Source organism: Mycobacterium sp. SMC-8 (assembly GCF_025263565.1).
GTDB lineage: Bacteria > Actinomycetota > Actinomycetes > Mycobacteriales > Mycobacteriaceae > Mycobacterium.
Map to the genome: position 1 here is coordinate 76586 of NZ_CP079868.1, position 20891 is coordinate 97476.

The window sequence follows — 20891 nt, forward strand, 5'->3', positions numbered from 1 at the left end:
CCGTGTCTGTCCTGGTCGATACGCTGCGCATTGAGGGGGAGGAGCGCCAAATGATGCACGTGACCGCCGTCGGCCATCGGGTGAGATGGAGGCCTTGAGATGACTCGCAAGGAGGAATTGCGCAAGCAGGTCGACTACCAGTCGGACCCCCACACCCGACTCAAGCACGCGTTCTATCGGCGGTACATCGCGTGTTGGATGGGCAAGGTCCTGCAGGGCAGGTGGGCAAAGCCAGCGACGATCATCGACGGGTTCGCCGGTTCGGGCATGTACTCCGACGGCCTCGACGGCAGCGCGATCATGATCGCCAAGCTGTACCGCGATCACATCTGCCGCCCGAACTTCCAACCGCTCACCCACGTGACAAACGACCTAGATCAGCGGCGTACCGAAGCTTTGGACGAGCGAATGAAGGCTCTTCCCGCAGATGACCGAATCAGTCACGTTTCCCTCGGGCCGAAGAAGTTCGAGGACGTCGCGGGCGAGGTGCGCCAGAAGCACGCACCGCCGGGAAAACAGACGCTATGGATTATCGACCCATACGGGCTCAAGCAAATCCCGTGGTCCGTCGTCTCGGAGGTCGTGAAGCTCCGCAAGAACGACGCGGTGATCACGTTAATGGTCGACGAAGCCCACCGGTACCGCACCAACCCCGCGATGGTGTCGGTGATGAATAGCTTGTATGGGGACGACTCCTGGAAGGACATTGGTGCCGAACTCAACACCGCGCGGTCCAAGGCTGCGCTCGTTAAGCTCTACTGCGACCAACTCGAGGCGCTTGGTTGCCACACCTCGTCGTTCGACGTGGATGTTGCACGTCGGTACACCCGGTACTCGCTGATTTTCGCGACACATCATCAGGCTGGCCTTGAATGCTGGAACTCTGCCAAGTGGTCAGCGGACCCTACGAGCGGCCGCGGGGCCAGTGCTGCCACTGCTTTTCAACCCAGCCTGCTCGAGCCCGACATCCAGCCGTTGATCGAGGACTTCCGCAAGCGCATCGGCACCCACGACTTCACGACCTTGGCCAAGCAGGCGCAGGTCGCCGGGTATACGGAACCGCACGTGCGGACCGCGCTGACCGAGTTGTTCCACGAAGGGTTGGTCGTCCGACTGTCGCCACCCACCTCGCCGAAGAACTCACCGTGGCCGACCAGCAGTCGCATCCAAATCTTCGCGGCAGGCCCGGATGAAGCTGACGACGACTGAGTCGGAGTTCAACCGGTAGCCGCGGTAGGCATCTCGTCCCACAGCTGGCCGTCGAGCTCGCGACCGGAAGCCTTCGGGGTGCGGCCACCCCACTGTTTGAAGAAGAACGGCACACCCTCGTCGCGGCAGGCATCTCGGATACCGCGCGCCCAAGACAACTCCATCGGCCGATACCGGGGACCGGACTCGCCGCCGGCAATTACCCAGCCGATTCCGGTGAGGTCGATTCCGTCGAGCGGTCCGAGCAGCGGCTCACAGGACAAGAACCTCACAGCGGCCGGCACTTCGCGCAAGTGCTCCACCCGCGGCAGTGCATCAGCGTTCTCGACGGATACACCCATCCAGACGTTGTTCGGCCAGTCGAGTTTGTCCGCGACGCGGCGCAAGCGCAGGCTGCGTTTGGTCAGCACCTGGTAAGTGTGGTGCGGGGTGTCGCGGCAGACGGCGAAGACGTCACGGATGAAGTCCAATGGCACCCTCGCGTGGAACAGGTCGCTCATCGAGTTTACGAACACCACCCGCGGGTTCTTCCACCTCAGCGGTTCGCTGAGTGCCTGGGGGTGCACTGTCACACCGAAGCCGGGGCCTGAGGTGCGCGGATCGCCGTCGACCTGATATTTCGCCGAGCCCATTGCCTTGAGCCGCTTGGCTAGCGTCATCGCGTAGCAGTGATCGCAACCGGCCGATACGCGATCGCAGCCGGTGACGGGGTTCCAGGTGGCCTCGGTCCACTCGATCGCCGAACGATCCGCCAACGGAGCCTCCCCACCTGCGGTTTCCTACTGGTTGTTGCCACTCTATGGTCCGCCACCGACATGAATAACATCAATGTAATTCGCGATGGCGTGTCGTGTGCCGCCTGTTCAACCAGTGTGCGTTGACCGCTAGTACCCCCGTTGAATGACGGCGCCGTGTGCGAGGCTGCGTCCAAATCATGTTTTCGCGGACACTTTCGCTGCGGCCCTGCAAACGAATGTTCAATGGCACTAGTCCTGTTTTGCTCGCTGATCAGCTCGATGAGCGCAATCGTCAGCAAGCATCTGCTGGCGGATCTGGGCGACGCGTTCCGCGCGTTCGGGATCAGCTAGAACTCGATCGAGGTAGGCACTACCGCGGTCTTGGAACTCCATTGCTGCTTGCCTTTCCATGGCAAGCCCACCCTTTCGCGCGAGCCGCCGGGGACGGGGGTATCACATCGCATCGTTTCTCTACGGCGCCCTCTGTGCAAGCTCGTAGTTTTTGACGTCGGCAAGACTCCATGAGTAGCGGCCTGCGCGACACAGCACTGTCGTAGATGGGAACGCATTCAGATGGCAGAACAATCGGCTGAGCGGGCCTCCGAGATGTCCGACGATGACCTGCGTCAGGTTCGGACGTGGATGCTGGATACGTTCATGTTGACTGTTGAGGATTGTCAACGGCGGCCGAAAATTGACCCCTTTTCGTCGGTTGAAAATTGACCCCCTTGGTGTTCATTCTTCGGTTGTCGATCCCGGGACTCTCCCGAGGTCGCGGTCTTTGATGCGGTAGGAGTCGCCCTTGAGGGCGATGACTTCGGCGTGGTGGACCAGGCGGTCGATCATGGCTGCAGCAACGACGTCGTCGCCGAAGACTTCGCCCCAGCGGCCGAAGGGTTTGTTGGAGGTGACGATCAGGGAGGCACGTTCGTAGCGGCTGGAGACCAGCTGGAAGAACAGGTTGGCCGCTTCGGGTTCGAACGGGATGTAGCCGACCTCATCGATAACGAGCAGCGGGTAGCGCCCGAGCCGGACGAGTTCTTGTTGCAGCCGCCCGGCGTGATGAGCCTCCGCCAGGCGGGCCACCCATTCCGAGGCGGTGGCGAATAAGGTTCGGTGGCCGGCCTGGCAGGCCCGGATCGCGATCCCGATCGCCAGATGGGTCTTGCCGGTGCCCGGTGGGCCGAGGAACACGACGTTGTCCTTGGCGGCGACGAAGTCCAGGGTGCCCAGATGGGCGATCAGGTCCCGTTTGAGGCCACGGGCATGGTCGAAGTCGAACTCCTCGAGAGACTTTCGTGACGGAAATCGCGCGGCCCGGATGCGGCCCTCCCCGCCATGGGACTCCCGGGCGGAGACTTCGCGCTGCAGACAGGCCACCAGGAATTCCTCATGGGTCCACGATTCGGTTCGGGCCCGCTCGGCCAGCCGTGACACCGCTTCGCGCATCGTGGGTGCCTTCAAGGCGCGGGTCAGGTAGGCGATCTCGGCGGTCAGATCCCGGTTGGTCGATGTCGCGGCCCGGGTGGTCTTGGCGGTCATGAGGCGAACCCGCCGTCACCGAGGTCGATACCCAGGGCGGTGTCGTAGTCAGTCAGCGACCGCTGCTCGACACACAACGGGTCATCGTGTTCCCGGTTTGGGCGCAAGGCACTGACCCTGTTGTGCTGCAACTGGTTCGCTGCCTCACGGTGCTCGGGGTCGGTGATCGTCTGATGCCACGCCCACACCCGTTCGTGCTCGGCGACGGTCTTGCCGTCACAGAACACGACCACCCGGTCCAGGTCGGCGATCACCTCGATGCGCCGCCCGATCACCGCGGGGTGCACCGAGTAGTCGTTGGAGTCCAGCCGGATGTAGTGATCGCGGGCCAACCGGGTCGAGTTGCGCCAGCCCACCTCCGGAGCCACCGGCGGCAACGTGAGCATGGCCGCCAGGTCTGCTCCGATCCGATCGGTCGGCGCAACTGGCTGTGACAGCCTGATTTGGCCCCGGGTGGGCGGCTGAAAGTGGCCCCACCTGTGTGGTCGCGGGTGTGCTGTTGTGACGGTCTGAGTTAGCCCCACCTTGACGACACTCCGCGTCGGTTAGGACGACGTGAATTGGCCCCACCTGACAGTGATCACAGGCGGTTCCGGATGGCCCGGATCGCTGGTGAAGGGTTGGTGGCTGGAAAGGTGAGGACACGGGTGGAGCAGTTCGCAGCGATCCGCCGGGATCGTCGGGTTGAGGGTTTGTCGATCCGGGCGCTGGCAGATAAGTACCGGGTGCATCGACGCACGGTGCGCCAAGCGTTGGATTCGGCGGTGCCGCCGCCGCGCAAGACCGGGCCGCGAGCGGCGCCGCGGTTGGAGCCGTTCAAGGCGGCCATCGATGAGATGCTGCGTTCGGATCTGGATGCCCCGACAAAGCAACGCCATACCGCGCGACGGGTGTTGGCGCGGCTGGTCGATGAGCATGACGCTGCCGGGTTGTCGTATTCGACGGTGCGCGACCACATCCGCAAACGTCGCCCGCAGATCGCTGCGGAGGCGGGCCGGGCGCTGGAGGCGGGATTTGTGCCGCAGACCTACCGCCCGGGCGCTGAAGCCGAGGTCGACTTCCACGATCTGTGGGTGGTGCTGGCCGGGGTGAAAACCAAGACCGCACTGTTTACGATGCGGTTGTCGTTCTCGGGTCGAGCAGCGCATCGGGCGTTCGCCACCCAGGGCCAGGAAGCGTTCCTGGAGGGCCACGTTCATGGGTTCAACCGCCTGGGCGGGGTGCCGGTTGACAAGATCCGTTACGACAATCTCAATAGTGCGGTCAAGCAGGTGTTGTTCGGACGGTCCCGTCAGGAGAATGAACGCTGGATCGCGTTCCGCTCGCACTACGGCTTTGAAGCGTGGTATTGCCAGCCCGGTCACGACGGCAGCCACGAAAAGGGCGGCGTCGAAGGCGAAGGTGGCCGGTTCCGCCGCAATCACTGCGTGCCGATGCCGGTGGTGGACTCCCCGCGACGAGCTCAACGCGTTGTTGGCCGCTGCTGACGACGCCGACGATCGTCGTCGGATCGCCGACCGCGCCAACAGTGTTGGCCAGGACTGGGAAACCGAGCGGCAGTTCCTGCAGCCTGTTGCTGATCAGCCGTTTGAGACGGCGTTGACGCTGACTCCGCGGGTGGATCGGTACGCCCAGATCATGGTGCGCTGCAATCAGTATTCGGTGCCGGCCCGGTTCATCGGGCATCGGGTGCGGGTGAAACTGTCGGCGTCGCATGTCACCGTGTATGACCGCACCACGGTGGTGGCACGTCATCCCCGGGCAGTCGGCAAAGGCACCAAGGTGCTGGACTTGGACCACTATCTGGAGATCCTGGCCCGCAAACCCGGCGCGTTGCCGGGGGCCACCGCACTGGCTCAAGCGCGGGCGGCCAAACTGTTCACCGCCGAACACGACGCGTGGTGGACTGCAGCCCGGCGGGTTCATGGGGATGCTGGCGGAACGCGTGTGCTGGTTGAAGTCCTGTTGCTGCACCGTCACCTCGACCGCGCTGATGTGCTGGCCGGTATCAGCGCTGCGCTGTCGGTGGGCTCGGTCAATGCCGATGTGGTGGCGCTGGAAGCCCGCCGGGCCGCCGAACAGCGCGCCGGCCTCGGTTCAGCACCCGGCTGTGACGGCACCCAGGTGCTCCGGCTGGCTGGGCACCGCCTGATCGCCGACGAGCGGCCGTTGCCGTCGGTGGCCCACTATGACACTCTGCTGGGTCAGCAGAGCTCATGACCAACACGACACGTCACACCGTCACCGATCAGGCCGCGGTCGCGGCCATCGAACAAGGTGCCCGGATGTTGCGGCTGCCCACCATCCGTGACCGCTTCGCCGAGATCGCCGCCGCGGCCGAACGTGAACAGCAGTCCTATCTGGGGTTCTTATCGGAGCTGATGATCGCCGAATGCGAGGACCGGGATCGCCGCCGGGCGCAGCGCCGCATTCATGACGCCGGGTTCCCTCGGCCAAAGCGGCTCGACGAGTTCAGCTTTGAGGCCAACCCCGCGATCAACCCCGCAGTCATCGGCACCCTGGCCACCTGCGCCTGGGTCAAAGCCGGGGAACCCTTGTGCTTGATCGGCGACTCCGGGACCGGCAAAACTCACCTGCTGATCGGATTGGGAACCACCGCCGCCGAAGCCGGCTACCGCGTCCGCTACACCCTGGCCAGCAAGCTGGTCAATGAACTCGTCGAGGCCGCCGACGAGGCCCACCTGAGTAAGTTGATCACCCGCTACGGTCGGGTGGATCTGCTGCTCATCGATGAGCTGGGCTATCTGCAATTGGACCGCCGCGGTGCGGAGTTGCTGTTCCAGGTGCTCACCGAGCGCGAGGAACGCGCCTCGGTGGCGATCGCGTCCAACGAGCCGTTCTCCGCGTGGACCAAGACCTTCACCGACCCGCGACTGTGTGCGGCCATCGTCGACCGGTTGACCTTCGCCGGGCAGATCATCGAAACCGGCACCACCTCCTACCGACTCGCCCATGCCCGCACCCGCCGCACCAGCACCGCGCAGTAACTCACACGCCGCTGATGCTGCCTGCAGCCGATACAGTGACCAGGTCATGTTGGTCGCCGATCTGCAGCACTTCCTCGACGTGGGCCCCGAGACCCCGGGCCGGCCCGTGCGCTCGCCGAGCACCTGGGCAGCATCGTTTCCGCAGCATCGGCCGGCGACGCTCACACCCGGTGGGAAACCGCGCTGCCGTGTCGGCGCCGACCCGCCAACCGCCGCTGCCCGGGCCGCATCACGGTCGTCCGCGGCGATGCTGAGCAACCCATCGGCTGGCAATGCAGCCACTGTGGCGACGACGGCACCATCAGCAACTGGGCAGCATCAATCTACGATCTGCGTCGCCAGCAACTGACCGCAGCCCAACCGCTGCGCGACATTCCCATCGACGCTGACACCGCAGCGATCCTGCGCACCCTGCCCTTCCTCGACAGCGACTGTCAGAGAGCGGTTTTCGCGGTGTTCGCCCACGGTGGCGAGCTTCACCTCACGATGACCGGCGACGAACTCGATGATCTGATCGATGCGGTGGCTGCCGAGTCCAATCATGAACCCAACCGCCGCCGTCAACGCCAACTCGACACCGCTTACGACACCTTGACCGCCGCCACCAACTCGCCCCGGTGGTGACCCGATGGCCCTACCCGAACTCGATGTCGCACGCGTGCAACAGTGGTGCGCGGCCAGAGTGCCCGAACATGCGCGTCACCAAGTCCGCGTCGAATGCGACGTCGCTGCCCGGCACCTGACCATCGTCGAACGACGAGCGCCGTGGCGCGCAGACTACGGTCCGGACTGGACCAGTTTCCCGATCGCACGACTGCGCTACACCGCCACCACCAACACCTGGACCCTGTACTGGCGAGACCGACACCTCAAATTTCACCGCTACGACATGATCGACCCCACACCGCACATCCACGATGTGCTCACCGAAATCGACCACAACCCCTCAGGCATCTTCTGGGGCTAAACGCCAACCCCCAACGCACCGCGAAGTGGGGCCGAAACTGGCCGTCACAGTGGGGCCACTACAAGTTGACATTGCCAGGCGCACACCCCAACACGCGACGCCGACGGGTGTTGACCACATTCAGCCACTTCTGCAGCTGATAGTTGAAGTCCCCGGGCCCGGTGAAACTGCGACCCGGCAGAAACGACCTCTCCAAGTAGTCGTGGCTGCGCTCGACGATGCCCTTGTGCTCGGGCTCTCCGCCCTTGAGCACGATGACCTTGGTGCCCAGGACCCCGCGGAATGCCTGGCAGTCCCGGGTTAGTTCGGTCCTTCCGGCTCGCCACCGCCCGACCGCGCCCTCGCCGTCCCAGACCAGGGTGCGGGGCACCGCACCCAGCGCGGCGATCAGGTTCCACCAGCCGGCGAACAGGTCCTCGGCCCGCCGCGACGGGATCAGGATCGCCGAGAGCCACCGCGAGTACCCCAGCACCATCGTCAGCACCGGCAACTGCAACGCGGTCCGGGTCTGCCCATAGCCGACCGGAAGCGTCGTGGGTGGGAACCACAGGTCGCACTGCGCGATATCCCCGGCGTCATAGGACGTGCGCCCGGCAGGGTCCGGGGGCAGATACGCCGGGCGCAGCTCCCGGACCCGTTCCTTGAACACCGTGATGCCCCGCGTCCAGCCGACCCGCTCGGCGATCACCGTGGCCGGCATCGTCGGCACCGCTGCTAGCTGCGCCCGGATCGCGTCCTCGAACGCATCCACCGCTGACCCCGCCGGCCTGCGCACGTACTTCGGCGGCCCGTCGGAGGCCACCGCCGCCCGCACCGTGTTGCGCGAGATCCCCAACGTCCTGGCAATCAACTTGATCGGCAACCCCTCGGTCTTATGCAACCGGCGGATCTCAGCCCAATCCTCCACTGACAACACTCCCTTCTCCTCTCGGCTCGTAAGCCGAGACTCAGACGAAGGGGGTCAAAATTCACCCGCCGACACGGGGTTAGTTTTCAGGCGACGCCGACAGAGGATCTCGTCAGGGCGGCGACGGCTGCAGCCGATGTTGATGATCCGGCGATCGCGGACGGCGCGTGGCGGTAGCACGGGGTGACGTGTTGCTCGCCAAATTAAATGCTTTGTCCTGCAGATCGGTGAGGCGACGGCAGTCTTGTTTTCCATGGCGTAGGCATCCGTGCATCTTGAATTGCCGCGACCACAGCCTACGGGTAGGCGACACGCCGAAGGACGATTCTTTCTGTCGAAGGCACAGATGCCGTGCAGCGCGCACAAGCAGTCAATCCACAGAAACGCGCATGAAAAGTGTTTGCGCACAACGCTTGTACATATGTCGGCACTCGAAATTTGGATGCCGATTTATGACCCAAAGCTCTTGAGAAGCAACGGATTACAGTGCCGATCGATATTGCCGGAAACGGGTGCAGCCAAAGTTCGGCTATATTCGCGCCACGAGATCTTTCGGCCTCCTCCGGAGTGATCCGGACCTCCACAGCAGAGGTGGTTTCCATGGCTCGACCGGTAATGAAACGCCGCGAGCGCGTGCGCGTGGAGTTCAGCTTAACCCCCGAGCTGGCCGCCCGAATCTATGACTACGCCGATGCCCAAGGTCTGACGCTGTCCCAGACGGGGGAGCGTCTCCTCGGCGGAGCACTGCCTGACCAAACAGATACCTGTTTCGCGCAGGGCACTGCCGCGGACTCGCCGGCACCGGCAGACGAGGCGTAGACGGCGCCGCTTCAATGGACCGCTGCACGATGACCACAATCAAGGGGAGGACGCCCGAATAGGTAGCTCTTAGAACGGTTCTCGCGCCGAAACGCGAACATTCACCTTTCTCGGCTGTGCCGAGCCCAGAAATGCCAAAAGCTGGGGGGCAACCCAGCTTCGGCGTTCATCAAGAGTCTCTCGGCTCTAGACCCCTCAAGGAGGGATAGGTGTATTCCACCGTGCACGAACAAACCTGTCAACCGTCCACGCCGGATTGTCTCGACCGAATCCTGGGGCCGAGGTGGCTAGGCGTGAAGACGCCCAACCGAAACCGTGCAGGCCGACCAGCTTGCGACTGTTGGTCAATCGGGGCGAGGACGGCCCGCTGATGGCGCGGTTCAAGAAGATGACCATCGCGGCCAGCCCACCGGTCAGCCCTCAGGCGGCTGCTCACGGTCCCGCCGCGGAGTCAGCGGCGAAGGCAACAATGCTCGTCGCTCAATCCGCGGTGAGGGAGCTTCCCGCGCTGCCACCGTCGGAGCATGACCGGCTGGCCACACTGCTGCGCCAGACCGTCGGTGCCGACGATCCGGAGGTGGCGCGCGCAGCGATCACGGCGGCCGCGACCCTGCGGTGTCAGGTGCCGTTCACCAGCGCCGAACAAGACCGCAAAGATGTCGGACACGTAGCTCGTTTCTTGGTGTGGGCGGCGTTCGGCGATGTGGTCGACCCGGTACGGGCGTTTACCAGGGCCAACGTCGACGAACACCTGGCCGCCACTGCCACCGCCAGCAAGCGATCCGCTGACCAGCGCCGCTACATCCTGTACCGGACGGGCCGTCGTCTACATCCACAGCAGTTCCCAGCCAAGATCGGTACGAATGCGCTTGCGCGGCATCGGCATCCGGTGGCTAGCCATGCCGAGATCGCGCGCCTGCGGACGCTGATCCCTCGGCTGCCGGCACGCCTATCACAACGGACGCAAGCACTGCTAGACCTCAGCTACGGTGCAGGCGCCCGGCCGGCGGACTTCCGGAGCCTGCGCGGCACCGCGATCACGACCACCACCGTCGACGGTCGTGCAGTCGCGGTTGTGGCGTTGCCGAATCTTGGCGGAGGTGTGCGCCAGGTGCCGGTCTGGGACCGCGAGATCGGTGCCCGGCTCGTGGGACTTGCGGCAGGCCTCGGCGACCGCCTCATCTTGGCCCCACACGCCGTTGCCGCTGAGCGCAACATCGTCAACCGGGTCGGTGAGCAACTGCGCAACCACGGCCACCCCACCATCGATCCGATTGCGTTGCGGAATCGGTGGGTGCTGGATCTGGCCGAACGCATCCCGGCAGTACTGCTGCAACAACTCGCCGACCTGTGCGAACTGCGGATCCTCGTCGATGAACGCAGCCTGGTGACACAGTACAAGCTGCGCCACGCCATCACCATCCTCGACGAGGCACGGCGATGATCCGGAACCGACAGCAGTTGTGCACGATCGCCGACGATGTATTCGCCACTGCGCTGGAGACGATCGTGAAATCCGTTGCAGCACAGAGCATCGAAGACTATTACCGCCACACCGCACAGCCGGGCGGCCGCAAGCCCGTAGGGATTACCTACACCGTGACCGGGGTGCTCGTCGCGCTGCTTGTGCGATTCATCATCGGGCGCCCGTACAGTCTGCGGGGCACCATGGACACCCTCGGCGAATTCAGCGCCAATCAGCTCGTCGCGGTCGGCATGGCAGGACAAGACTGCACCGCCATCAGCACCATGGCAGACACCGAGTACAAACGCTTCCACCGGTTCTGGAGCTTGCGCATGCAACCCCTGGACCCTGACTCAGATCTGCCCGCCCGGCGGATGACCAACGCCGAATACACCGCCCGCCTACACGCCCGCAGCCCCGAGGACCATGCCCGCAGCGCCGCGGCCAATCAACGACTGACCGCAGTGATCAACGATCTGCTCTACGGGTCGATCAGGACCGTTGCCCCACCCGACTGCCACGGCGACGTTGTTGTCGACGAAACAATTATCAACACCGCGGCACCCGACGGCATGTTGGGCACCCGTCCAGAGCGCTACCGCGGAGCATCCTCGGTAGCGCGGTACTGGGCCCGCGACAAGCGCGGCCAAATCAAACAACCCGGCATCCCAGGAGAGATCAAATCCAGCGGATTCGGCATCGGAGCCACCTTCGTGTCCCGGGTCGCGCGCCGCGACGCCCTGCACGCCCAGCCCGCCCTGTTCGTCGGTATGGACGTCCACGCCCCGACCAGCGGCAGCGTCGAGGGCCTAGCGACCGCGTTGACCCACGCTCGCCGCAACGGTGTCGATGGCCGCCGCGAAGGTAGGAGCGGCCGATCCCGGCGACCGCTGCTCACCGCCGACATGGGCTACAACCCCAAGAACGGGTTCGCGCAACTGATGCTCAAACACGGCTTCTCACCGGTGGTGCGCTACCCGAAACACTGGACAGTCGAGTACCCGAGCGCCTCACCGCCGGGCGCACCCGACGGACCCGAACCCGGACCCCTGCAGTACGCCGGCGCGTTCTACTGTCCTGCGGTGATCAAACGGATCACCGGTCACCGCACTCCCAGCACCGAAGAACTCCTTGCACAGGACAATTTCGGAGCCCACGATCGCCGCTTGCAAGCCATCTATCCCTTCCTGATGGGGCTGCATTCAAGACCGGTAATGACTGACTGCCGATTCGGTCGGCCAGCCATCGCCGCCACACCTCCGAAGCGGGTCAAGATCCGGCAAGTCTGCCCGGCAGCACTGGGGACCGTCATGTGCCCGCATAAACCCGAATCGATGCACACCGAGGTCATCGGGCTGCCGATGGCCGAACCGGACTGGCCTGCCGACGCTATGGCGTGCTGCAGTAACTCCAGCATCACGGTCTACCTCACCGATGGCCAGCTCAAGATGGCCCAGTGGGACCTCGTCCCCGGCTCCTGGGAGCACACCCTCTACTTCGAAGCCGCGCGAGCACTCACCGAACAACGATTCAGCCAGCTCAAGTCTCGCCACGTCGCCGGCCTGGACTCATTGACTACCGGGCCACGCAGGACGCCGATGATCAAGATCGCCATCGCGTTGGCCGCCGCAACCGTCAACATCCGCGCCCAACAGAACCACGACCCCAGGATGGGGCGCACCGAAGCCATCGACATCCGGCTGCGCCAACTTGCCGCCGACCTCGGACACCAACCCACACCGATGCCCCGACGCAGCTGACAAACCCTTCTCGCAGGTAAGCGGGCTGGCTCCTTCGGTCAGCCCTCCTATCGGTGTGCTTACCGCCGGAAAGATTGTGGAAATTTCGGCCGCGATACAGCAACTCCGGGCAGAACCGGCAACGCGACGTCGGCCCGCGTTCTTCAGCATCCGACAAGCAGCCGATCCCGCGGCCCCCCGAGGGGCACACCAGGCATAAAGAGGCCGTAGGCAGACCGGCCTTTGCGCATCGGAAAAGCTGTGGAAAAACCCGTATAACCCAGTGGAAGCGGCCGCAGAAACCCATGCTGACCAGCACAGCTGAACTGCCCACCACGAGCGGTTCTACGTAACCGCGGCGCTTAGGTCACGAACTCGAAAGAGGTCGTGACCTTTGTGTTTGGAGCGTCCGCAGGTCCGATGACGTGTGCTAGATCGTGTTTGGGGACCTGGTTGCGTAAGTCCCTGAAGCGAGGTCGCGCCACGGGTATGGCAGTACCGGCGCTAGCTCCTCATCGAGACCGCAACGCGGCGACGACGCCGCGCCGCCGGGGGCGCGTCAGGCGCTTGACGCTCGATGAGCGCCAGGCGTCCACGGCGCAGGACCCGTGAGCCGCCAAGCTAGTGCTGGCTTCGATTGCTATTCGGTAGACCACCGCGGAAGTCCTGACGCTCACACCCGGAGTGTCATCAAGTGGCACTTGGCGATAATTCCTGGACGCCTCTACGACAACGCTTGCAAGAACCGATTGCACCGCTGTGTCGGCTCCTGCGTTTGGTGGTCACGCACGTTCGAGTTCTCTAACGTGTAGGCCTTGCTACCTCTGTCGGTGGCAGCGCTCATGATGATCGTGAACATAGGGGGTACGTTGGCGCCTGATCTCATTACTCTGCCAGAGCTTGAGCAGTACCTCGCGAGAGCGGCTGATTTGCTGCGCGGGAGTATTGATCAGGCGGACTTCAAGGCCTACATCTTTCCGCTGATGTTCTTCAAGCGGATCAGTGACGTGTACGCAGAGGAGTTCGCGGAGTCCCTCGCCGAGTCCGGGGGAGATTATGAATTCGCGGCGTTCGCCGAGAATCACCGCTTCGCCATCCCCGACGGCAATGCTTGGTCCGACGTGCGTAACCACACCGAGAACATCGGGAGCGCGCTGCAGACCGCGTTCCGAGAAATCGAGAAGGCCAACCCCGAAACGCTGTACGGCATCTTCGGCAACGCGAACTGGACCAATAAGGACAAGCTTCCCGACCGCAAGCTCGCCGACCTAGTCGAACACTTCTCCACGAAGACACTGTCCAACGGGAACGTCGCGCCCGACGTGTTCGGCAACGCCTACGAGTACCTAATCAAGCGGTTCGCCGACCAGTCGAACAAAAAAGCGGGCGAGTACTACACACCGCGTTCGGTGGTCGGCTTGCTGATCAACATCCTTGATCCGCAGGAGGGTGAGAGGATCTACGATCCCGCGTGTGGGACCGGCGGCATGCTGATCGAGGTCATCGAGCACGTGAAGTCGGTCGGCGGCAGTCCTAAAACCTTGTGGGGCAAGCTTTATGGACAAGAGAAGGTGTTGGCGACGTCCGCGATCGCCCGGATGAACCTACTGCTACACGGCGTGGAAGACTTCAAGATCATTCGTGAGGACACCCTGCGCAACCCGGCGTTCTACACCGGGAATCACCTGGCCCAGTTCGACTGCGTCGTCGCCAACCCGCCGTTCTCACTGAAGAACTGGGGCGAGGCCGAGTGGGCGAGCGACAAGTGGGGCCGCAACCAGCTCGGCGGCGTCCCCCCGAAGGGGTACGCCGACTGGGCCTGGATTCAGCACATGCTTACCTCCGCCGACCCCAAAACTGGACGAGTCGCTGTGGTCCTCCCGCAGGGCGCCCTGTTCCGCCAAGGCGCCGAAGCGCGTATCCGAGCCCACGTGCTCATGGCCGATAGAATCGAGGCGGTCATCGGACTTGCCCCGAACCTGTTCTACGGCGCCGGTCTTGCTGCGTGTGTGCTGATCCTTCGCCACGACAAGCCGGCAAGCTGCAAGGGCAAGGTCCTCTTCATCAACGGCGAGAACCTGATGAAGAAGGGCCGCAGCCAGAACAGCCTGGAGCCCGAGCACTCCCAGGCGCTATTCGAGGCATACCAGGGCTTTGCGGATATCGACGGTCGTGCCCGCGTCGTTGGCCTTGATGAGATCCAAGCTAACGAATTCAACCTGAGTATCCCGCTGTACGTCACCCCCGCAGAGACCGGCGAGAAGCTGACACTCGCCGAAGCACTCGCCAACCTCGAAAACGCCCGTGCCCGGGCCACGAAGACTCGCGCGGCACTGGAAGCGGAGCTGGCCAAGTGGGGGTTGAGCGCATGACAAAGCAGATCAGCCAAAGGGAGCTGGAGTCCTACCTGTGGGGTGCGGCCATCGTGCTGCGAGGCCTCATCGACGCCGGCGACTACAAGCAGTACATCTTCCCGCTCGTCTTCCTGAAACGGATCTCCGACGTCTACGACGAGGAGCACGGCGCCGCGTTGGAGACCTACGGAGACGAGGAATTCGCCGACCTCCCGGAGAACCACCGCTTCGCCATCCCCGACGGCTGCCACTGGGACGACATCCGCTCTGTCACAGAGAACATCGGCGTGACCGTTCTCCAAGCGATGCGGGCGATCGAATCCGCCAACCCGGACACCCTGCCTGGTGTCTTCGGCGACGGGGATTGGGGCAATAAGAACCTCCTGCCCGACCCCACCCTGGCGGACCTGATCGAGCATTTCTCCACCAAAACGTTGTCGATTGGAAACCTGCCCGAGGACGAACTCGGCAACGGCTACGAGTACCTGATCAAGAGATTCGCCGACGACTCCGGCCACACCGCCCAGGAGTTTTACACCAACCGCACGCTCGTGCATCTGATGACCCTCATGCTCGAACCCCAGCCCAGCGAGTCGATATACGATCCGACCTGCGGCACCGGCGGCATGCTCATCTCCACCGTCGCCGAGCTCAAACGCCACGGAGAGGAGTGGCGCAGCGTCCGGCTCTACGGCCAGGAAATCAACTACGGCACCTCGGCGATCGCGCGGATGAACCTGTTCCTGCACGGCATAACCGACGGCCACATCACCCACGGCGACACCCTGACCCGGCCGGCGTTCCTCAACACAAAAGGCGCCCTTGAGACTTTCGATGTCGTGCTCGCCAACCCGCCGTACTCCATCAAGGCCTGGAACCGCGAGGCCTTTGCCAAGGACCCCTACGGCCGCAACATGTGGGGAATTCCGCCGCAGGGCCGCGCCGACTACGCCTTCTTCCAACACATCGCCAAGAGCCTCAATCCCACGACCGGCCGCGCCGCCATCCTCTTCCCCCACGGAGTGCTCTTCCGTCGTGAGGAGGCGGTGATGCGCGAGGCGCTGGTGAAGTCCGACCTTGTCGAGTGCGTCCTCGGCTTGGGCGCGGGCCTGTTCTACAACAGCCCGATGGAAGCCGTCGTCGTCACGCTGCGCGCTAACAAGCCCGCCGAGCATAGCGGCAAGGTGTTGTTCATCAACGCGGTCAACGAGGTAGCGCGAGAGCAGGCGCAGTCGTTCCTTCGCGACAGCCACCAGCAGAAGATTCTCGACGCCTACCGCGGCTTCACCGACATCGAGCAGTTCGCAGCCGTTGCGACGCTGGATGAGATCGCAGGCAAGGGCCACAGCCTCGCGATCCCGCTTTACGTAGCGGGAGCCAAGGCTGCTGGCGCGGGCGAGCAGGCCGAGGTTGTCGATGCCGTCGCAGACTGGCGAGCCGCGGCCGAGGCATCCGACACCACCACGGACGAGGTACTTGCCCTGCTCCGGACGGCGGTGGCGGTGTGAGTCTCAACCTCGACAAGTCGGCCTGGAAGCGAGTCACCTTCGGCGATGTCGTGCGCAACGTCAACGAGACTGTGCGGAATCCCGATGAGGCCGGCATCGACCGGATTATCGCGATGGAGCACATGGACCCAGGTGAGCTGAAGATCAGCCGTTGGGGATCATCCGAGGACGGCACCACTTTCACACGGCGCATGAAACCGGGCCAGACGCTGTTCGGCAAGCGTCGCGCCTACCAGCGGAAGGTCGCCTACGCCGAGTTCGACGCCATCTGCTCCGGCGACATCTACACCTTCGAGGCCGACGAGAACCAGATGCTCGGCGAATTTCTGCCGTTCCTCGTCCAGTCGAACGAGTTTTTCGACCACGCCCTGGGCACGTCAGCCGGCTCCCTGTCGCCCCGTACCAACTGGCGCGACCTCGCCGACTTCGTGTTCGATCTCCCACCCCTCGACGAGCAGAAACGCATCGCTGAACTTCTATGGGCCATCGAGCTCCATCGTCGCGAGTTGCAGGACCTCCTTCAAACCACGCTGACGGAGTTTGAATTGGCGCGTCTCGCGCTTCTTACTGTCGGCCCGCGAGGCGCATGGTTCGCTGCCGAGCTCCACCCGGAATGTGTGAACTCGTGGACTGACGACGTTCCCCACGGATGGACGGCTGAGACTATTGCGTCGGTTGGGCGAGTGCGCTCAGGGGCCACCCCGAGTCGGTCAAAGCAAGGAAGGTATTTCGATGGCGGTGAGATTCGATGGGTCAAGACTCTCGACCTGAACGAGGATCTGCTAACGGAAACCGATGAAACGATCACCGAAGTCGCGGTAGCCGAGACGTCCGCAAAAGTTGTTCCTGCCGGCACCGTGCTTGTGGCCATGTACGGAGGGTTCGGCCAGATCGGTCGAACCGCAAGACTTGGCGTCGACGCTGCAACGAATCAAGCTGTCAGTGCAGTACTCGATTTGCGGCCTGAAGTAGACGCTCGATTCTTGCACGAAGTTCTGAAGGCTGGTCGACCCAAATGGCGCAGGGTAGCAGCGAGTTCTCGAAAGGACCCGAATATCACAAAGACGGACGTCGAGAACTTCGATTTCCCGTTGCCGCCGTTAGAGGAACAGGGGGAAATCCTGTCCCACCTCGAAGTGATCTCGACGCTAGTAGACGCGTTGACGGAAGAATCTGACGCTGTCGGCACGGTTCGGGACTCGATGCTTGCCGAGATATTCGGGGGCAACTGATGGCTCAGTTCAACGAGGCGAACTCCGTCCGGGATTTCGTCCGCGACCTGGTGCAGTCCACCGACATCCCGTTCGTGCCCGGCAACGAGTTGCCGCGACGCACCGACGAGGCGCTGTTGGAGGGCGCGGCCAAGGCGGCACTGATCCGGTTGAACCCCGAGATCGAAGCTGACCCGCGTAAGGCAGATGAGGTCATCCACACGTTGCGGGCGATCCTCATCTCGGCGCGCACGACTCCGCATCCGGTCGTCGCCAACGAGGAGTTCATGGCGTGGCTGACCGGGCACAAGTCGATGCCGTTCGGTCCCAACGGTGAGCACACAACGGTCCGCCTGATCGACCTCGACCATCCCGATGAAGACTCCTCGAACCAGTGGGCGATCTCGACCGAGGTGACCTTCCAGATCGGGCGGGTCAACAAACGCTTCGATCTGGTGTTGTGGTGCAACGGTTTTCCCCTCGTCGTCGGAGAAGCAAAGACCCCGATCCGGGCGGCGTACTCGTGGATCGACGGAGCAGCGCAGGTGCACGACGACTACGAGGCCAGCGTGCCGCAGTTCTTCGTGCCGAACGTGTTCTCGTTTGCCACCGAGGGGAAGGACTTTCGCTACGGCACGGTCGGGATGCCGGTGGAACTGTGGGGTCCGTGGCGCGAGGAGGAGACGGACCCCAACGCGCCGGCCAAGGTCGGACTCGAGGTCGTCAAGGACGCAGTCAACGGTGTGCTCAAGCCGGCGGCGGTGCTGGACTTCCTGCGGTTCTTCACCATCTATGCGACCGACTCCAAGCACCGCAAGATCAAGGTCATCGCCCGATTCCAGCAGTTCCAAGCGACCAACCTGATCGTGAAGCGCGTACTGCATGGCAAGACCAAGCAGGGACTGATCTGGCACTTTCAGGGCTCAGGCAAGTCACTGCTGATGGTGTTCACCGCGTTGAAGCTCCGGGCGATGGCCGAGCTGACCAACCCGACGATCCTGATCGTCGTCGACCGCATCGACCTCGACACCCAGATCACCGGGACCTTCAACGCCTCCGACGTGCCCGGACTCGTGTCGACGGACTCCCGCAAGGAGCTGCAGACGTTGCTCAGCCAGGGGGCGCGCAGGATCATCATCACGACGATCCACAAGTTCGGTGAAACCGACGGCGTGCTCGACGACCGTCACAACATAATCGCGATGGTCGACGAAGCCCACCGATCCCAAGAAGGCGACTATGGACAAAAGATGCGCGAGGCGCTGCCCAACGCATTCTTGTTCGGCCTGACCGGTACGCCGATCAACAAACGCGACCGCAATACCTTCATGTGGTTCGGCTCTCCAGAAGACGAGGGCGGCTACCTGTCGCGGTATACGTTCCAAGACTCCATCCGCGACGGCGCCACTCTCCCTCTGCATTTCGAGCCGCGCCTGTCTGAGATCCATCTCGACCGGGAGAAGATCGACGCCGCTTTCGAGGAGCTCGCGACCGAACGCAATCTGACCGAGGGCGAGAAGATCACGCTCTCAAAGAAGGCGGCCTCCATCGAGGTGCTCATCAAAGCGCCCGACCGCATCCGCCATATTGCCGCCGACGTAGTCGAGCACTTCACCACCAAGGTCTCGCCCGAAGGCTTCAAGGCACAGCTTGTCGCCTACGACAAAGCGTCATGCGTGGCCTACAAGGAGGCCATCGACACCATGCTTCCGGACGAGGCTTCCACCATCGTCATGTCGAAGTCACGCACCGATCCGGCAGCGTGGGCGAAGTGGACGCCCGGTGCTGAGGAACTGGAACAAGTCGTCGCCCGCTTTAACGACCCGACTGATCCGCTGAGGATCATCATCGTCACCGCGAAGCTGCTCACCGGTTTCGATGCCCCGATCCTGCAGACGCAGTACCTGGACAAGCCGCTCAAGGAGCACACGCTCCTGCAAGCCATCACCCGCACTAACCGCGTCTACCCGCCCAACAAGACCCACGGCCTAATCGTGGACTACCTCGGCATCTTTGACGACGTCGCCAAGTCTCTCGCGTTCGACGAGGCAGCAATCCAGAAGGTCGTCAGCAACATTGAGGAACTGAAGGATCAACTGGCCCCCGCAATGGCGGCCGCTGTCGCATTCTTTCCAGGGGTCGACCGTTCCGTGGGTGGGTACGAAGGGCTGATCCAGGCGCAAGCTGCAATCGCGGATGAAGCCACCAAGGATGCCTTTGGGCTCGCATATAGCGTGGTGTCACAGTTGTGGGAGGCGCTCAGTCCCGATCCGATGCTCAAGGCATTCCGCGACGACTACAGATGGCTCACTGATGTGTATGAGTCGGTACGGCCGGCCGACATCACGGGGAGACTTGTGTGGCACGCGTTGGGTGCCAAGACAATTGAACTGATCAACGAAAGTATTCAGGTTGAGATCCCCGAAGGGGACGAGACCATCGTGCTCGACGCGCCGACGATCGAGGACTTGATGACGGGAAAGCGGAAAGACATCCCGATCAAGGAGATCGAGAAGCAGATCACGGCTCGGATTGCTCGCCATCTCAATAATCCGGTCTTTATCGAGTTAGGGCAGCGCCTGAATGCACTGCGCGAAAAGTACTCGGGCATACAGCAATCCAGCCTAGATTTCCTCCGCGAGCTCTTGGAACTGGCCAAAGATGCAGTCGCGGCAGAGAAGGCTGTAGCTGAAATCGCGCCAGAGGAGCAGGGCAAAGCAGCGCTGACGGAACTTTTTGAAGCGCTTAAGACTGACGAAACCCCGATCATCGTGGAGAACATCGTCAACCGTATCGATGAAGTTGTGCGCGGGGTTCGGTTTGTCGGCTGGCAATCGACCATCCGAGGTGACCAAGAAGTACGCCAAGCCCTGCGTAAGACGCTCTACGTGCAGTTCAAGATTCGGGACAATGACGTGTTTGAGAAGGCACTGGGATACGTGCGTGAGTATTACTGAATCATCACGGCCCGCGCCAGTCGGGTTGGCGCCACGGGACAGCTTCAAGCTACATGCTGCGGTGTGAAGAGTTCGACGTGAGCGGAAAGAGGCGGGTACACGAGCTTGCCACGAAACTGGGCTTCACGGCCGGCATAGACTCGGCGAGCTTCGCGATGTCGGGGCGAAACCGTCAGGTCCGGGGTTTGTACAGAAATGCTCCGCCCGATCGGTATGTCACTCGGAGGGGCTGATCCCTACTGGAGGCCGTCCGGCTCGCTCGGTGCTTCACCACTAGGCCCATCGAGTGACGTGACGCCCCCCCGCCGTTGTTGGTTCTCTTCGGCGTTACGCAAGGCCTCGCAGAACCCCGGAACACCACGCATCCTGGAAAGAAACTCGCCCACCGCGAGGCCAACGGTGTCCTGCAGCGATTGGGTCCCAACGAAGGCCGCGGCCATCTGCATCTCAAAACGCGTGCGAGCGTCA

Annotated in this window: 13 protein-coding genes and 3 pseudogenes; 11 read left to right on the top strand and 5 right to left on the bottom strand. The window is 63.1% G+C overall.

Going from position 1 to position 20891, the window contains the following annotated elements; genetic code table 11:
• Positions 1 to 99 precede the first annotated feature (99 nt).
• Complete coding sequence (gene tcmP / locus KXD97_RS32845; RefSeq protein ID WP_260758521.1) at positions 100 to 1209, top strand: three-Cys-motif partner protein TcmP; 1110 nt, start codon at positions 100 to 102, stop codon at positions 1207 to 1209.
• 8 nt (positions 1210 to 1217) lie between these two features.
• On the opposite strand, the gene KXD97_RS32850 is transcribed toward tcmP, so the two are convergent.
• The 3 genes and pseudogenes from KXD97_RS32850 to KXD97_RS32860 form a co-directional block, all read right to left on the bottom strand.
• Entirely contained in the window at positions 1218 to 1964 is a 747-nt protein-coding gene (locus tag KXD97_RS32850; protein WP_260758524.1) for a DUF5131 family protein, read from the bottom strand.
• 717 nt (positions 1965 to 2681) lie between these two features.
• Positions 2682 to 3488, bottom strand: coding sequence for an IS21-like element helper ATPase IstB (gene istB, locus KXD97_RS32855; RefSeq protein WP_260758525.1), 807 nt, complete (start codon positions 3486 to 3488; stop codon positions 2682 to 2684).
• Positions 3485 to 3910 (bottom strand): annotated as a pseudogene (locus tag KXD97_RS32860) (Mu transposase domain-containing protein); the annotation flags it as partial. The gene istB (KXD97_RS32855) and the pseudogene KXD97_RS32860, both read right to left, overlap by 4 nt.
• Before the next feature lie 213 nt (positions 3911 to 4123).
• Between KXD97_RS32860 and istA (KXD97_RS32865) the strand changes: the two are divergent.
• Both istA (KXD97_RS32865) and istB (KXD97_RS32870) read left to right on the top strand, forming a co-directional pair.
• Positions 4124 to 5708, top strand: a pseudogene (istA, locus tag KXD97_RS32865) (IS21 family transposase).
• Positions 5705 to 6496, top strand: a complete 792-nt coding sequence (gene istB / locus KXD97_RS32870) for an IS21-like element helper ATPase IstB (protein WP_073683276.1) — start codon at positions 5705 to 5707, stop codon at positions 6494 to 6496. Before istA (KXD97_RS32865) ends, istB (KXD97_RS32870) begins: the two are co-directional and overlap by 4 nt.
• A 318-nt stretch (positions 6497 to 6814) precedes the next feature.
• On the opposite strand, the gene KXD97_RS32875 is transcribed toward istB (KXD97_RS32870), so the two are convergent.
• On the bottom strand, positions 6815 to 7066 hold the full coding sequence (locus KXD97_RS32875) for a hypothetical protein (protein ID WP_260752518.1): 252 nt from the start codon (positions 7064 to 7066) through the stop codon (positions 6815 to 6817).
• 58 nt (positions 7067 to 7124) lie between these two features.
• On the opposite strand from KXD97_RS32875, the gene KXD97_RS32880 reads away from it, so the two are divergent.
• On the top strand, positions 7125 to 7463 hold the full coding sequence (locus KXD97_RS32880; RefSeq protein WP_073683274.1) for a DUF3024 domain-containing protein: 339 nt from the start codon (positions 7125 to 7127) through the stop codon (positions 7461 to 7463).
• Positions 7464 to 7539: 76 nt separating this feature from the next.
• On the opposite strand, the pseudogene istA (KXD97_RS32885) reads toward KXD97_RS32880, so the two are convergent.
• A pseudogene (gene istA / locus KXD97_RS32885) lies at positions 7540 to 8379 on the bottom strand (IS21 family transposase); the annotation flags it as partial.
• Between the two features lie 591 nt (positions 8380 to 8970).
• Here istA (KXD97_RS32885) and KXD97_RS32890 point away from each other — a divergent pair.
• From KXD97_RS32890 to KXD97_RS32920, 7 genes are all read left to right on the top strand, one after another.
• A complete protein-coding gene (locus tag KXD97_RS32890) occupies positions 8971 to 9189 on the top strand; it encodes a hypothetical protein (RefSeq protein ID WP_260758527.1) in 219 nt (72 codons plus the stop codon).
• 340 nt (positions 9190 to 9529) lie between these two features.
• Entirely contained in the window at positions 9530 to 10633 is a 1104-nt protein-coding gene (locus tag KXD97_RS32895; RefSeq protein WP_260758528.1) for a hypothetical protein, read from the top strand.
• A complete protein-coding gene (locus KXD97_RS32900) occupies positions 10630 to 12414 on the top strand; it encodes a hypothetical protein (protein ID WP_260758531.1) in 1785 nt (594 codons plus the stop codon). Before KXD97_RS32895 ends, KXD97_RS32900 begins: the two co-directional genes overlap by 4 nt.
• 824 nt (positions 12415 to 13238) lie before the next feature.
• Positions 13239 to 14765: a class I SAM-dependent DNA methyltransferase gene (locus KXD97_RS32905; protein ID WP_260758610.1), complete on the top strand. Its 1527-nt coding sequence runs from the start codon at positions 13239 to 13241 to the stop codon at positions 14763 to 14765.
• Positions 14762 to 16255 (top strand): class I SAM-dependent DNA methyltransferase, encoded by a 1494-nt coding sequence (locus KXD97_RS32910; protein WP_260758533.1) that lies wholly within the window; start codon positions 14762 to 14764, stop codon positions 16253 to 16255. The genes KXD97_RS32905 and KXD97_RS32910 overlap by 4 nt, the downstream gene beginning before the upstream one ends.
• Positions 16252 to 17487, top strand: a complete 1236-nt coding sequence (locus KXD97_RS32915) for a restriction endonuclease subunit S (RefSeq protein WP_260758534.1) — start codon at positions 16252 to 16254, stop codon at positions 17485 to 17487. Before KXD97_RS32910 ends, KXD97_RS32915 begins: the two co-directional genes overlap by 4 nt.
• Entirely contained in the window at positions 17487 to 20423 is a 2937-nt protein-coding gene (locus tag KXD97_RS32920; protein WP_260758537.1) for a type I restriction endonuclease subunit R, read from the top strand. The genes KXD97_RS32915 and KXD97_RS32920 overlap by 1 nt, the downstream gene beginning before the upstream one ends.
• Positions 20424 to 20891 lie beyond the last annotated feature (468 nt).